Source organism: Streptomyces sp. NPDC050703 (genome assembly GCF_040654435.1).
Lineage (GTDB): Bacteria > Actinomycetota > Actinomycetes > Streptomycetales > Streptomycetaceae > Streptomyces.
The window spans coordinates 96268-110337 of the sequence record NZ_JBFAHX010000014.1; the positions used below are offsets into that span (position 1 = coordinate 96268).

General features: G+C 73.4%; 12 protein-coding genes. 10 read left to right on the forward strand and 2 right to left on the reverse strand.

The genetic code is table 11. From position 1 onward, the window contains the following. Nucleotides 1–34: 34 nt before the first annotated feature. Together AB0I16_RS15855 and AB0I16_RS15860 are read left to right on the forward strand one after the other, a co-directional pair. Nucleotides 35–559, forward strand: a complete 525-nt coding sequence (locus tag AB0I16_RS15855) for a sigma-70 family RNA polymerase sigma factor (protein ID WP_363250024.1) — start codon at nucleotides 35–37, stop codon at nucleotides 557–559. Nucleotides 560–599: 40 nt separating this feature from the next. Beyond that, the gene (locus AB0I16_RS15860; RefSeq protein ID WP_363249956.1) at nucleotides 600–1094 is read left to right on the forward strand and encodes a GNAT family N-acetyltransferase; all 495 of its coding nucleotides are present in this window, start codon (nucleotides 600–602) and stop codon (nucleotides 1092–1094) included. 28 nt (nucleotides 1095–1122) lie between these two features. Here the strand turns inward: AB0I16_RS15860 and AB0I16_RS15865 are convergent, their stop codons facing one another. Next, entirely contained in the window at nucleotides 1123–1569 is a 447-nt protein-coding gene (locus AB0I16_RS15865) for a hypothetical protein (RefSeq protein WP_363250025.1), read from the reverse strand. A 1-nt stretch (nucleotide 1570) separates the two neighbouring features. Beyond that, complete coding sequence (locus AB0I16_RS15870; RefSeq protein WP_363249957.1) at nucleotides 1571–1930, reverse strand: hypothetical protein; 360 nt, start codon at nucleotides 1928–1930, stop codon at nucleotides 1571–1573. Nucleotides 1931–2522: 592 nt separating this feature from the next. On the opposite strand from AB0I16_RS15870, the gene AB0I16_RS15875 reads away from it, so the two are divergent. From AB0I16_RS15875 to cobA, 8 genes are all read left to right on the forward strand, one after another. Beyond that, entirely contained in the window at nucleotides 2523–3581 is a 1059-nt protein-coding gene (locus AB0I16_RS15875; RefSeq protein WP_363249959.1) for an ATP-binding cassette domain-containing protein, read from the forward strand. Continuing rightward, a complete protein-coding gene (locus AB0I16_RS15880; protein ID WP_363249960.1) occupies nucleotides 3578–4324 on the forward strand; it encodes a methionine ABC transporter permease in 747 nt (248 codons plus the stop codon). The genes AB0I16_RS15875 and AB0I16_RS15880 overlap by 4 nt, the downstream gene beginning before the upstream one ends. Nucleotides 4325–4394: 70 nt before the next feature. Next, nucleotides 4395–5234, forward strand: coding sequence for a MetQ/NlpA family ABC transporter substrate-binding protein (locus AB0I16_RS15885; RefSeq protein WP_363249961.1), 840 nt, complete (start codon nucleotides 4395–4397; stop codon nucleotides 5232–5234). A gap of 2 nt (nucleotides 5235–5236) precedes the next feature. After that, complete coding sequence (locus AB0I16_RS15890) at nucleotides 5237–6067, forward strand: MetQ/NlpA family ABC transporter substrate-binding protein (RefSeq protein WP_363249962.1); 831 nt, start codon at nucleotides 5237–5239, stop codon at nucleotides 6065–6067. 164 nt (nucleotides 6068–6231) lie between these two features. Then, nucleotides 6232–6903: a GNAT family N-acetyltransferase gene (locus tag AB0I16_RS15895; protein ID WP_363249963.1), complete on the forward strand. Its 672-nt coding sequence runs from the start codon at nucleotides 6232–6234 to the stop codon at nucleotides 6901–6903. Nucleotides 6904–7054: 151 nt separating this feature from the next. Then, a complete protein-coding gene (gene cbiE / locus AB0I16_RS15900; RefSeq protein WP_363249964.1) occupies nucleotides 7055–8269 on the forward strand; it encodes a precorrin-6y C5,15-methyltransferase (decarboxylating) subunit CbiE in 1215 nt (404 codons plus the stop codon). 357 nt (nucleotides 8270–8626) lie between these two features. Further along, nucleotides 8627–12472 (forward strand): nicotinate-nucleotide--dimethylbenzimidazole phosphoribosyltransferase, encoded by a 3846-nt coding sequence (gene cobT, locus AB0I16_RS15905; RefSeq protein ID WP_363249965.1) that lies wholly within the window; start codon nucleotides 8627–8629, stop codon nucleotides 12470–12472. 279 nt (nucleotides 12473–12751) lie between these two features. Further along, nucleotides 12752–13984, forward strand: coding sequence for a uroporphyrinogen-III C-methyltransferase (gene cobA, locus AB0I16_RS15910; RefSeq protein WP_363249966.1), 1233 nt, complete (start codon nucleotides 12752–12754; stop codon nucleotides 13982–13984). Nucleotides 13985–14070 lie beyond the last annotated feature (86 nt).

Genomic DNA, 14070 nt, shown 5'->3' on the forward strand with positions numbered 1-14070 from the left:
AAACCTCGTCCGGGAGCGGCGCGTCCCGCCGTGCATGACGTACGAGGCCCTGCCCGCGCTCATCCGCGCCCTGCTGCCGCTGCTCGCCGCCGAGGCGTCCGCCGAGACCCTCGGCCCCGGCACCGACCCCGGCGACCTGGAGCAGACGGTGTGGCTGCGGCTCATCGAGCGCCTCGCGGCCGAGGGGCCGCCCGCCGACCCCGCGCTGTGGCTGCGCGGCACCGTCCGGGCCGAGGCCCGCCGCAGCCGGCGTGCCGCCGGGCGGGAGACCGGCTACGCGGGCGAGCCCGCCGACGACCACCGGCGCGGCCCCGAGGACCGCGTCCTGTGGGCCGACCGGCGTGCCGCCCTGCACGCCGCGGTCCGCAGGCTGCCGGGCCGCTGCCCCCGCCTCATGGCTGCGCTTCTGTCCCCCAGAGACCTCACCTACCGCGAAATCGCAGGAGCGTTGGGAATGTCACAGGGGAGTCTGGGGCCGGAACGTTCCCGATGCCTGGGATGCCTGCGCAGAATGCTCGCGGCAGAGGTTGCGTCTCCCGGCCCGTGGGGAAGGGAGTGAGGGACAACCGGTGGAGCAGGTGAGCGGGAGGCATGCACACATGGGCATGAGCGTGACCATCTCGGCGGCGGCCGAAGCGGACGCCGAACAGATCCTCAAACTGCAGTACCTCTGCTACCAGGGCGAGGCGGAGCTCTACGGCGACTACTCGATCGAGCCGCTGACCCAGACCCTCGACTCCATCAGGGCCGAGCTGACGTCCGGGACGGTGCTCGTGGCGCGCCTCGGCGACGAGGTGGTGGCCTCGGTGCGCGGCACGGTCGACGCGGACGGCACGGCCCGCATCGGCAAGCTCATCGTCCATCCGCGCATGCAGCGGCACGGCCTCGGCGGGCGGCTCCTCGACGCGGTGGAGCGGCGCCTCGGCGCCGCGAAGTGCTTCCAGCTCCTGTCCGGCCACCGCAGCGAGCAGAACCTCCAGCTCTACCGCAAGCACGGGTACGCCACCGTGAGCACGGAGTACGTGAACGAACGGCTCACCCGGATCACGCTCGCCAAGGACGCCCCGGCCGACGCCTTCGTGACCAGCGCCTAGCGCTCCGCCGCCGGTGTCCTCCGCGTCCCTACCGGGGCGCGGCCCGGCGGGCCCTCCGCAGCCAGAAGATCGCCGTCACCGGCAGGATCACCGGGATGAACAGGTAGCCCATCCCGAAGTCCGACCAGACCGTGGCGTCGGGGAAGGCGGAGGGCTCCGCGAGGGTCCAGGCGCCGACGCCCAGCACGCCGACCAGCTCGGCGGCGCAGCACACCAGCGCCGCCCTGCGGGCCGTGTCCCCGCCGCGCACCAGCGAGTACGTGATGAAGCCGTAGACGAGGCCCGCGAGCGCGGAGAGCGAGTAGGCGAGCGGGGCCCTGCCGAAGTCCGTGGAGATCTGCACGGCGGAGCGCGACACCGCGCCGACGACCATCACGCCGTACAGCCAGAGCAGCAGGATGCCGGGGCCCGTGATCAGCTTCTGTGCGCGGCGGTCCGCGGGCGCCCCGTTCTCGTCGGGCTCGGTCACGGTCATCTCAGCCACCCCAGATGTCGTAGAGCCGCACTTCGAGCACGGCGAGGACCACACCGCCCGCGGCGACCGTCACGGAGCCCCAGCGGGTGCGCTCGGCCAGGGACATGAAGCCCGCGGCGGGGACGCAGGCGAAGGAGCCGAGCAGATACGCCACGAAGATCGTCGTGCCCTGCTCCGGGTCCTCCCCGCGGGCGAGCAGGACGATGCCCACGACCAGCTGGACCAGGGCGAGGAAGGTCACCACGCCCATGCCGATGAAGTGCCAGTCCTTGGTCGGCTGGTCGCGGTAGGCGGCGAGACCGCACCAGGCGGCGAGGGCGAGCGCGGCCACGGCGGTCGCGATCGTCAGGGCGTCAAGCATGCCCGTGACTTTATTACGGCCCCTTTGACCCGATGCGCGTGCCCCCGGAGACCTCCGCGGGCCGACCGTGGCGTTGACCACAGCGCGCCGCGCCCCGAACCGGTGGCGGACGAGGCCGCCCGGAGTCCTCTCCACCGCATCGGCGCAGGCCACGGCGGACCGGCGGGGGATCTCCCCCCGCGGCCGGCCGGCCCGTACCCGTCGTCCGCGCCCGTCCCACCGCTGTCCGCATTCCGGACAGCGGTGGCGGCCGGGCGTCTCACGCGTGTTTTACTTGGCCCATGACCACGACGAGCAGCCGCACCCTTGCGACCGAGGCGATGACGACGCCCGGTGCTCGTTGTATGTGTCGAATGTGCGCCTTCTGAGGGCCCCCGCACCACCTCTGAGCCTCGCGCCCCGAAGCGAAGCCGCTGTGCCGCGCCCCTGCACGACGTACGCGACGTAAGCCGTACCGACGCAGGAAGCGAGCCCGCCCCGCGCACACGTCCTCCGGTTCACCTCGCCACCGCGAGAACCGTGCCGCGTTCCGAACGAATGCCCCGTGCCCGGCCACCTCCGCGCCGCGCACTCGACAGTGACGGAATCCCCTGTGATCACCACTTCCGGCCTCACCAAGGTCTACCGCTCACGCGGTCGTGAAGTAACCGCTCTCGACGGAGTCGACCTGCACGTCCGCGAGGGTGAGGTGTACGGCGTCATCGGCCAGTCCGGCGCCGGCAAATCCTCCCTGATCCGCTGCGTCAACCTCCTGGAGCGCCCCACCTCCGGCACCGTGACCGTCGCCGGGCAGGACCTCACCGCCCTCGCCGGCCGCGGCCCGCGCGCGGGCAAGGAGCTGCGCGAGGCCCGCAGCCGCATCGGCATGGTCTTCCAGCACTTCAACCTGCTGTCCTCGCGCACCGTGCAGGACAACATCGAGCTGCCGCTCGAAATCCTCGGCCTCTCGGGGCAGGCGCGCTCCCGCAAGGCCCTCGAACTGCTCGACCTGGTCGGCCTCGCCGACAAGGCCAGGTCCTACCCGGCGCAGCTCTCCGGCGGCCAGAAGCAGCGCGTCGGCATCGCCCGCGCCCTCGCCGGCGACCCGAAGGTACTGCTCTCCGACGAGGCCACCAGCGCCCTCGACCCGGAGACCACCCGCTCCATCCTCCAGCTCCTGCGCGACCTCAACCAGCAGCTCGGCCTGACCGTCCTGCTCATCACCCACGAGATGGACGTCGTCAAGAGCGTCTGCGACTCCGCCGCCCTCATGGAGCGCGGGCGGATCGTCGAGTCCGGCACCGTCAGCGAACTGCTCGCGACGCCCGGCTCGGAGCTGGCCGCCGCGCTCTTCCCGGTCAGCGGCGAGACCACGGGCGATGACCGCACCGTCGTCGACGTGACGTTCCTCGGCGAGGCCGCGACCCGGCCCGTCATCTCCCAGCTCTCGCGCACGTACAACATCGACATCTCGATCCTCGGCGCCGCGATGGACACCGTCGCGGGCAAGCAGGTCGGCCGGATGCGCATCGAGCTGCCCGGCCGCTTCGAGGACAACGTCGTCCCGATCGGGTTCCTGCGCGAGCAGGGCCTCCAGGTCGACATCGCGGGCGAGGACCCCGTACCGACGCCGAAGAGCGAACCGCTGCTGGTCAAGGAAGGTGCCGAATGACCTGGTCGGAGATGCAGCCCCTGCTGGAGCAGGCCTGTTGGGACACCCTCTACATGGTGGGCTGGTCGACGCTCATCGCCGTCGTCGCCGGACTGCCGCTCGGCGTCCTGCTCGTCCTCACCGAGCGCGGCGCGCTCCTCCAGAACGCCGTGCTCAACAAGGTCATCGGGCAGGTCGTGAACATCGCCCGCTCGATGCCCTTCATCATCCTGATGGTGGCCCTGATGGGCTTCACCCGCTGGATCACCGGCACCACCATCGGCCGCGAGGCCGCCCTCGTGCCGCTCGCCGTCGGCGCCATCCCGTTCTTCGCGCGCCTGGTGGAGACCTCCGTCCGCGAGGTCGACGGCGGACTCGTCGAGGCCGTGCAGTCGATGGGCGGCTCCACCTGGACCGTCGTACGCAAGGTGCTCGTCCCCGAGTCACTGCCCTCGCTGATCTCCGGCGCCACCACCACCGTCGTCGCGCTCATCGGCTACTCCGCCATGGCCGGCACGGTCGGCGGCGGCGGCCTCGGCGACCTCGCTCTGCGCTACGGCTACCAGCGCTTCGAGACCGAGCTGATGTGGATCACCGTCGCGATCCTCGCCGTGGTCATCTCGGTCATCCAGTTCATCGGCGACTACACCGCCCGCAGGCTGCACAAGCGCGGCGGCGGCTCGGCCCCGCTGCTGCTCTTCCGGCCGCTGCGCGGCGCCCTGCCCGGCACCGCCGCCGCCGAGACGACCACCAAGACCGGCTGACCGGGGCACCCCCGCAGTCTTCCCCGCCCACCCGGCGGGGCGGCACCACCCATGGAGAAAGGCACTTTTCGTGCGTAACACCGCCAAGATCACCACCGCTGTCCTCGCCGCCGGAGCCCTCACCCTCGGGCTCTCCGCCTGCGGCTCCGACAAGGGCTCCGCCGGGGACAAGGACGGCCCGCTCATCGTCGCCGCCACCCCGACGCCGCAGGGCGAGATCCTGTCGTACGTCCAGAAGAACCTCGCCAAGGAGGCGGGCCTCGACCTCGAGGTCAAGGAGTTCACGGACTACGTCACCCCGAACACCGCCGTCCAGCAGGGCGAGGTCTTCGCCAACTACTTCCAGCACAAGCCGTACCTCGACGACTTCAACAAGAAGAACGGCACGGACATCGTGCCCGTCGGGGGAGCCACGGTTCACCTGGAGCCGCTCGGCGTGTACTCCAAGAGCCTCAAGAAGCTCGGCGACCTGAAGAACGGCTCCACCGTCGCCGTCCCGAACGACACCACCAACGAGGCGCGCGCCCTCAAGCTCCTCGCGGACAACGGGCTCATCGAGCTGAAGAAGGGCGTCGGCTACGAGGCCACCCCCAAGGACATCGCGAAGAACCCCAAGAACCTGAAGTTCAAGGAGCTGGAGGCCCCGACGCTGCCGCGCAGCCTGAGCGACGTCGACGCCGCGGTGATCAACGGCAACTACGCCCTGGAGGCGAAGCCCGCGCTCAGCCCCGCCAAGGACGCCATCGTCGCCGAGAAGGCCGAGGGCAACCCCTACGGCAACTTCCTCGCCGTCAAGAACGGCGACGAGGACGACCCGCGCGTGAAGAAGCTCGCCAAGCTCCTCACCTCGCCCGAGGTCAAGAAGTTCATCGAGGACAAGTACGACGGCGCCGTCGTCGCGGCGTTCTGACCATGCGTACGTCCCTCATCGCCGCCGCGGCCGGGTCCCTCGCCCTCGCGCTGGGGCTCACCGCGTGCGGCGCGGGCACGGACGGCGGCTCCGGCGGCGCGGACGACACGCTCGTCGTCGGGGCCACCCCGACCCCGGCCGGCGAAGTCCTCGCGTACATCAAGGACAACCTCGCCGAGAAGGCGGGCCTCGACCTGAAGATCACGGAGTTCACGGACTACGTCACGCCGAACACCGCTCTCCAGGAGGGCTCACTCGACGCCAACCTGTACCAGCACACCCCGTACCTCAAGGACTTCAACGCGTCCAAGAAGACGGACCTGGTGCCGGTCACCGAGGTGTACCTGCCGCCCATGGGCGTGTACGCGAAGAAGACCGACGACGTGCGCGCGCTCCGCCCCGGCGCGACCGTGGCCGTCCCCAACGACACCACCAACGAGGGCCGCGCGCTCCAGCTCCTCGCCTCACGGGGCGTCATCGGGCTCAAGAAGGGCGCCGGCTCCACCGCCACGCCCGAGGACATCACGTCCAACCCGAAGAAGCTGGAGATCAAGCCGCTCGACCCCGCGCAGCTCCCGCGCTCGCTCGACGACCTCGACGCGGCGGTCATCAACAACAACTACGCGCTGGACGCCGGGCTCAGCCCCAAGAAGGACGCCATCCTCCTGGAGTCCCCGAAGGGCAATCCCTACAACAACGTCCTCGCGGCCAGGAAGGGCGAGCAGGACGATCCGCGGATCGCGAAGCTGGCGGAACTGCTGACGTCGCCCGAGGTGAAGAAGTTCATCGAGGACGAGTACCGGGGCTCCGTCCTGCCCGTCGCGGCGCGCTGAACGGCGTCCCGCGCACGGGACACCGACACCGCGGCCACGGGGTCCCCTCCCGGCGGAGGAGAGGACCCCGTGGTGCGTCTGGGCCTGTGCATGCTGCATGCTGGGCACTTCGGAAGGCCTGAAGGTGAAGGTCCTCGAGGTCTCAGACGGTTATGGAGCGGCGCATGACAACAGCCTCCTCGGGCTCCTCCGCACATCCGGTGTTCCCCGACGTCTCCATCAGCACGGAGCGGTTGGTGCTGCGCCCCCTCGAAGAGGCGGACGTCCCCGCGTACGCGGAGATGATGAACGACGAACTCGTCACCGCCTGGACCTCCGTGCCCGAGCCCTACACCGAGGAACACGCCCGCACCTGGATCACCCGCCTTGCCCCCGCGGAGCGCACCGAGGGCCGCGGCATCGTCCTCGCCGTCACGGAGTTCCTCACCCAGCGCCTTGTGGGCATCATCCGACTCCGCGCCACCGACTGGCGGGTGCGCTCGACGGAGCTGAGCTACGTCGTCGCCCCCTGGGCCCGCGGCGAGGGCTACGCGTCCGAGGCCGCGCTGGCCGCCGCCGAATGGCTCTTCCGCGACCGCGGGTTCGAGCGCATCGAACTGCGCACCGCCGCCGACAACGCCGCCGCCCAGCAGGTCGCGCAGAAGATCGGCTGCATCAGCGAGGGCGTCCTGCGCGGCGCCTGGATAGCCCGCGTCAGAAACGGCGGCGACCCCTTCGGCGGCTGGCTCGACGTGCGCACCGACCTCATCGTGTGGAGCCTGCTCCCCGAAGACCTGGAAGGCGTCTCCGAGAGCCTCGCCGAGAGCGGCTTCTCCGCCTTCTCCGACTGGAACTGAACCAGGGCCGCCCCGGCGCACCCGACCCGCCCGCGCCACCCGGCGCACACGCCGCGCAGCAGGTACGCTCGCCCCTGGCCGCGTGCGCGGTCGCACCCCGCGTCACCGCCCCCGCACACACGACCCGCGAGAACCAGGAGACGAAACGACGATGGCCGACCGGGTCACGGTGATCGGCTGGGACGGCACGCCGCTGACCGCCGCGGCACGTTCCGCGCTCAACGCCGCCACGCTCGTGGCGGGCGCCGCCCACCACCTGGCGCTGGAGGAGGTCCCCGCCCGCGCCGAGCGAATCCGCCTCGGCAGCGTGAGCCTCGCGGCCCGCCGCGTCGCGGCCCACCGCGGCACCGCCGTGGTCCTCGCCGACGGCGACCCCGGCTTCTTCGGCGTCGTACGCACCCTGCGCGCCCCCGAGTTCGGCCTTGAGGTCGAAGTGGTGCCAGCCGTCTCCTCCGTCGCCCAGGCGTTCGCCCGCGCGGGCATGCCCTGGGACGACGCCGAGGTCGTGGTCGCCCACCGCCGCACGCTGCGCCGCGCCGTCAACGTCTGCCGCGCCCACCCCAAGGTCGCCGTCCTCACCTCGCCCGGCGCGGGCCCCGCCGAACTCGGCCTGCTGCTCCAGGGAGTCCACCGCACCTTCGTGATCTGCGAGGAACTCGGCACCGAGCGCGAACAGGTCTCCGTCGTCACCTCCGACAAGGCCGCCGACCACTCCTGGCGCGACCCGAACGTCGTCATCGTCATCGGCGGCACCGCCGCCTCGCCCGACACCGGCTGGATCGCCGGGCGTGAGCCGGCCACGTCGCCGCGCGGCTGGGCGCTGCCCGCCGCCGAGTACGGCGGTGACGTCTGGCTCGGCGAGGGGGAGAACGACCGGCTGCGGGCCGCCCAGCTCGCCCGCACCGGCCCCCGCCCGGGAGACCTCGTCTGGGACATCGGCTGCGGCAGCGGCGCCTTCACCGCCGAGGCCGCACGCTTCGGCGCCGCCGTGATCGCCGTCGACAGGGACGCCGACGCCCTCGGCCGCACCACCGCGGCCGTACGCCGCTTCGGCGTCCAGGCGCAGACCGTGCACGGCGTCGCGCCGCACATCCTGGAGGACCTGCCCGAACCCGACGTCGTACGCGTGGGGGGCGGGGGAGCGGCCGTCGTCTCCGCCGTCGCCGACCGCCGCCCCGAGCGCATCGTGACGCACGCCGCGACACGCGACGCCGCCGAACTCATCGGCAGGGATCTGAGCGAGCACGGGTACGGCGTGGAGTGCGCCCTGCTGCAGTCCGTGGAGCTCGACACACGGGCCTGGCGGGAAGAGAAACGGACCGTTGCGTTCCTGCTCACGGGCCGTCTGCAGGACCGTTCCCCGTGACCCTGCTGCGCACCGGCGCGGGGTAGGCTGGCCGATCGTTGTACCGCACTCGGGTGTCCGGCGGTCCGTCGGCCGGGGTCCGGAAAATCCACCCGTACTGGGGGGTGCGTGTGGTACGGCAAGCACCGGAGGACGCGCAACGTGGCGCAGTCCACAGCGGCCCGTGGCCGATCAAGCTGCCACGGCGGCGGACCGACCGGGACAATACCTCTGTCCGGTAAGCGGTTCGTGCCGCTCGGCGCACACGCTCGTTGAGGATGACGGGCGGATGGTGCGCCGCTCCGGGCGATGGGGCCTCCCCGGCCGAAGGCGGCGGGGCGGTCGAAGAAGCACTAACCGATGGGCGAGGGGTTACGCATGACCGACACCGGCCAGGTCCCGGGCGAGGGGCTGCCGGAGGGCGCAGGCAACGGTGTACCTTCCGGGCCCGCGCAGGGCATGGGGGCGCAGCAGCCGGGCGTTCCCGCACCGGGTGCGTATCCGTTCACGGCCCCCGACCCCTCCGCGTCCACCGCCGATGACGACGACCTGCTGTTCATGCCGGGCTCGCAGGGCGCCTGGAGCGAGTCGCAGTCCGCGGCGCAGGCCCGGCCGCAGACCGCCCACGCCCCCGGCCCGCACGAGACCGCGGGCAGGGACAGCGGCTCCGTCGACCTGAACGGGGTCCGTATGCCCGGCGCCGCCTCCCACCCGGGCCCCCGCCGCCCGCTCCACCACGGCCCGACCGGCCCCGCGGTGCCCGACGCCTCGGCGGGGCCCGTGCGTTCGCTCGCCGACCGGGGGCCCGCGTCGGCGCAGCCCGCCGCGCCGACGCGCCACGCGGGACCGCCGGCGACCGGCCCCGAGTACCTCGACACCCCGCGTGACGACGCCGCCCCGCCCGGACCGCAGCTCGGTGAGATCCCGCCGCAGCCGGGTACGCCCTGGGGCCCCGCGGAGCCGCAGCCCGCCGCCGCGCAGGAGCAGCCGGCTCAGCCGCAGGCAGAGGCTCCCGTCACGTCAGCCGCGTCCACCGCGCCCGTCGCTTCGGTGACTGGAGAAACGGTCGTCCCGGAGGACTCGGCTGCCCCGGACGCCCCCGCTGCCACTGGCGTCCCGGACGCCACACAGGCCCCGTACGTCGCCCAGGACGCACCGCACGCGGGCGGCCAGCGGCCCGAGGAGACCGCGGCCGAGCCGTTCCCGGTGACGGCGGAGGCGGCGCCCGGCGCCGAGCAGCCGACGTTCGCCGTCGCTTCGGCGCAGCCGTGGGAGAGCGCGCAGCTCCCGCACCCCGAGGAGACCGGGTTCGCCCAGGGCCCGCAGGCGCAGGCCGACGGCTTCGTCGGACAGTCCGGCTTCGCGCCGGAGGGCGGCCACCCGGCCGGGGCCCCGCAGGAGCCCTACGCGCCGGTGGAGGGGTCGCTCGGCGGCGCCCAGCCGGCCATGCCGATCGGCGAGTTCGTCCCGGTCGAGGGCACCGTGCCGACCACGCCTCACCTGGCGCCCACGCCTCCGCAGCCGGTCGTCGTACCGCGGGAGGAGGCTGTTGCTCCGGAGGCCGCGGCCGTGCCGGACGCTTCCGCTGTCCCGGAGGCCGTAGCCGTACCGGAGCCCACCGCTGCCCCGGAGGCCGTCGCCGCCGAGGTCCCGGCGGCCCCCGAGGCGCAGGTGGCTGCCGAGACTCCCGCCGCTGCCGAGGCTCCCGCCGCGCCTGAGGCGTCCGTCGTCCCGGAGGCCGAGCCCGTTCCGGAGGCCGAGCCCGTTCCGGCGGTCGAGCCCCTTCCGGCAGTCGAGCCCGCGCCGGAGGCCGTCGCCGCGCCCGGGGCCGAGGCCGAGGCCGCACCTGAGGCTTCCGCTGCTCCCGAGGCCGTCGCCGCCCCTGAGGTGCCCGCCGCCCCTGAGGCGCCGGCCGCCCCTGAGGTGCCCGCCGCGCCGGCGGCCGAGACCGCCCCCGCAGCCCGGCCCGCGCCCGAGGCCGTGGCCGCCACCGAGGCGGACCAGGAGGCCCCGGAGGTCCCGGAGGCCCGGACCGTCCCGGAAGCCGTCGTCCCGGAAGCCATCCCGATGCCGGGCGCCGAGAGCCCGTCGGCCGAGGGGGCCCAGGAAGCCGCACGGTCCGCCGTGACCGTGCCGGGGCCGCGCGACGGTGCCGAGGCCGAGGCAGGGTCCGAAACCGCCGAGCCCGTCCAGGACCCGGCGGCCGCCGTCGTGGCCCCGGCCGGGTTCCCGGCCGCCGCGGGCACGGCCGACCGGGCCGAAGAGTTGGACGAGGCCGACGAAGTCATCTCGTTCGAACCGATCGAAGCGAACGAAGTGACTGAAGTGACCGAAGTGGCCCAAGCACCCCAGCAGGCCGAAGAGCCCGCCGCGGTCCCGGCGGGCGAGGCCCCCGAGGCCGTCGTCGCCCAGGAGTTCCCCGAGGCGGCGGAGGCGGCGGAGGCGGCGGCCCCCGGACCCCTCGTCGCCGACGAGGAAGCGGCCGAGCCGGGCCCGGCCGCGCCCGGCTACGACGACGCCGAGCGCGAGGCCGTCCTGCGCGTCATGCGCGAGCGCCGCGACATCCGCAACGGCTTCCGCTCCGACCCGATCCCGCACGAGGTGCTGCTGCGCGTCCTGGAGGCCGCGCACACCGCGCCCTCGGTCGGCCACTCCCAGCCCTGGGACTTCGTCGTCATCAAGTCGGCGGAGACCCGGCGCTCGATGCACGAGCTGGCCATGCGCCAGCGCGACGCGTACGCCAAGTCCCTGCCCAAGGGCCGCGCGAAGCAGTTCAAGGAACTGAAGATCGAGGCGATCCTCGACACCCCGGTGAACATCGTCGTCACCGCCGACCCCACCCGCGGCGGCCGCCACACCCTCGGCAGGCACACCCAGCCGCAGATGGCCCCGTACTCCTCGGCGCTCGCCGTCGAGAACCTCTGGCTCGCCGCCCGCGCCGAGGGCCTCGGCGTCGGCTGGGTCAGCTTCTTCGACGAGCGCGAGATGGTCCGCGCCCTCGACCTGCCCGAGCACCTCGAAGTGGTCGCGTACCTCTGCGTGGGATACGTCGACGAGTTCCCCGACGAGCCCGAGCTGATGCAGGCCGGCTGGTCCAAGCGCCGCCCGCTCTCCTGGGTCGTCCACGAGGAGACGTACGGCCGCCGCGCCCTGCCCGGCGAGGACCCGCACGACCTGCTCGCCGAGACGGTCACCAACATCCGCCCGCTGGACGCCAAGGCGCTCGGCGAGGCATGGGAACGCCAGAAGCGGATGACGAAGCCGCCGGGCGCGCTCGGCATGCTGGAGATCATCTCCGCACAGCTCTCCGGCCTGTCGCGGATGTGCCCGCCGCCGGTACCGGAGCCCGCGGCCGTCGCGATCTTCGCGGGCGACCACGGCGTGCACGCCCAGGGCGTCACCGCCTGGCCCCAGGAGGTGACCGCGCAGATGGTCGCCAACTTCCTCGGCGGCGGCGCGGTCTGCAACGCCTTCGCCAACCAGGTGGGCGCCGAGGTCTGCGTCATCGACGTCGGCGTGGCCTGCGAACTCCCCGCCACGCCGGGCCTGCTGCCCCGCAAGGTGCGCGCGGGCACCGCCGACATGACCACCGGCCCCGCCCTGACCCGCGAAGAGGTCAAGGCGGCCATCGAGGTGGGCATCGAGACGGCGCGCGACCTCGTGGCGGCGGGCAACAAGGCGCTGCTCACCGGTGAGATGGGCATCGCGAACACCACCGCCTCCGCGGCCCTGATCTCCGTCTACACCGAGACCGACCCGGCCGAGGTCACCGGCCGCGGCACCGGCATCAACGACGAGATGCACACCCGCAAGATCGAGGTGGTCCGCCGCGCCCTCGACTTCCACCAGCCGGACCCGGCGGACCCGATCGGCGTCCTCGCGGCCATCGGCGGCCTGGAGCACGCGGCCATGGTGGGCCTCCTCCTCGGCGGCGCGTCCCTGCGGACGCCGGTGATCCTGGACGGCGTGAGCGCGGGCGCCGCCGCCCTGGTGGCCCGCGCCATCGCCCCCGAGGTCCTCGCGGCCTGCATCGCGGGCCACCGCAGCGCCGAGCCCGGCCACGTGGCGGCCCTGAACAAGCTGGGCCTGCGCCCCCTGGTCGACCTGGACCTCCGTCTCGGCGAGGGCACGGGCGCGCTCCTCGCGCTGCCGGTCGTGCAGAGCGCGGCCCGCGTGATGCACGAGGTGGCCACGTTCGACTCGGCGGGCGTCACCGAGAAGTAGCGCCGCTCCGGCGCGGACGTCCGAACCGCCGTGCCCCCCGTTCCCGGGCGGGCACGGCGGAACCGGCGGGTACGCGCGGCCCGCTTCCCGCGCACGACGGAGGCCCCGGGCACCCGCCGTCACGGAGGCCCCGGCCAATCGCCCTTTTTCGGGCAGGCGCGGCCTCGGGGAACGACACCCCGATCCGCCCCGGCCATACTGAACCCGCACGTCACCCCCATCCGCCGCTCCACCGCCGCAGCGGCAGCCGCAACGCCCCGCACGAGGAGCCACAGAGCCATGGCCGAACACCCCGCCTACCCCGTAGGCCTCCGCCTCGCGGGACGCCGCGTCGTCGTCCTCGGCGGCGGCCAGGTGGCCCAGCGCCGCCTGCCGGCCCTGATCAAGGCAGGCGCCGACGTCCTCCTCGTGTCGCCCTCGGCGAAGCCGTCCGTCGAGGCGATGGCCGACGCGGGCGAGATCACCTGGGTCAGGCGCCGCTACGAGGACGGCGACCTGCGGAACGCCTGGTACGCCCTGATCGCCACCAGCGACGACGAGGCGAACACCCGCGCCTCGGCCGAGGCGGAGGCGCACCGCGTCTGGTGCGTGCGCTCCGACGACGCCGAGGCGGCCACCGCCTGGACCCCGGCCACCGGCCGCTCAGAGGGCGTCACCGTGGCCGTCCTCTCCAGCGACGTCCAGGACCGCGACCCGCGCCGCACCGCGGCCATCCGCGACGCGGTGGTGGAGGGCCTGCGCGACGGCAGCCTGGTCGCGCCGCACCACCGTATCCGCACCCCCGGGGTGGCCCTCGTCGGCGGCGGCCCCGGCGACCCCGACCTGATCACGGTCCGCGGCCGCAGGCTGCTCGCCGCGGCCGACGTCGTCATCGCCGACCGGCTCGGTCCCCGCGACCTGCTCGACGAACTCCCGCCGCACGTCGAGGTCATCGACGCCGCCAAGATCCCGTACGGCCGTTTCATGGCCCAGGAGGCGATCAACGACGCCCTGATCGAGCACGCCAAGCAGGGCAAGGCGGTCGTCAGGCTCAAGGGCGGCGACCCCTACGTCTTCGGGCGCGGCATGGAGGAGGCGCAGGCGCTGGCCGAGGCGGGCATCGCCTGCACGGTCGTCCCCGGCATCTCCAGCTCGATCTCGGTGCCTTCGGCCGCGGGCATCCCGGTCACGCACCGGGGCGTCGCCCATGAGTTCACCGTGGTCAGCGGCCACGTGGCCCCTGACGACGAGCGCTCCCTCGTCGACTGGACGGCCCTGGCCAGGCTCCGCGGCACCCTCGTGATCCTGATGGGCGTCGACAAGATCGGCAGGATCGCCGAGACCCTGATCGCCCACGGCCGCTCGCCCGAGACCCCGCTCGCCCTCGTCCAGGAGGGCACGACGGCCGCCCAGCGCCGCGTCGACGCGACGCTCGCCACGGTCGCCGAAGCGGTCCGCGTCCACGAGGTGCGGCCCCCGGCCGTCATCGTCGTCGGCGACGTCGTACGGGTGGGCCCCGAACCCCTCGCGTGACGCTCAAGGAGCCCCTGGCGCGACGCCCTGACACCCCCTCGCGTAACCAGCGGTAACAGAACACGTTCCGTGCCGTTGGCACCACA

What these genes read in the sequence shown, in the direction of transcription:
- AB0I16_RS15855 (WP_363250024.1), top strand. Translation starts at nt 35, where the DNA reads ATGACGTACGAGGCCCTGCCCGCGCTCATCCGCGCCCTGCTGCCGCTG.
- AB0I16_RS15865 (WP_363250025.1), bottom strand. Translation starts at nt 1,569, where the DNA reads ATGACCGTGACCGAGCCCGACGAGAACGGGGCGCCCGCGGACCGCCGC.
- AB0I16_RS15895 (WP_363249963.1), top strand. Translation starts at nt 6,232, where the DNA reads ATGACAACAGCCTCCTCGGGCTCCTCCGCACATCCGGTGTTCCCCGAC.
- AB0I16_RS15890 (WP_363249962.1), top strand. Translation starts at nt 5,237, where the DNA reads ATGCGTACGTCCCTCATCGCCGCCGCGGCCGGGTCCCTCGCCCTCGCG.
- cbiE (WP_363249964.1), top strand. Translation starts at nt 7,055, where the DNA reads ATGGCCGACCGGGTCACGGTGATCGGCTGGGACGGCACGCCGCTGACC.
- AB0I16_RS15870 (WP_363249957.1), bottom strand. Translation starts at nt 1,930, where the DNA reads ATGCTTGACGCCCTGACGATCGCGACCGCCGTGGCCGCGCTCGCCCTC.
- cobA (WP_363249966.1), top strand. Translation starts at nt 12,752, where the DNA reads ATGGCCGAACACCCCGCCTACCCCGTAGGCCTCCGCCTCGCGGGACGC.
- AB0I16_RS15860 (WP_363249956.1), top strand. Translation starts at nt 600, where the DNA reads ATGGGCATGAGCGTGACCATCTCGGCGGCGGCCGAAGCGGACGCCGAA.
- cobT (WP_363249965.1), top strand. Translation starts at nt 8,627, where the DNA reads ATGACCGACACCGGCCAGGTCCCGGGCGAGGGGCTGCCGGAGGGCGCA.
- AB0I16_RS15880 (WP_363249960.1), top strand. Translation starts at nt 3,578, where the DNA reads ATGACCTGGTCGGAGATGCAGCCCCTGCTGGAGCAGGCCTGTTGGGAC.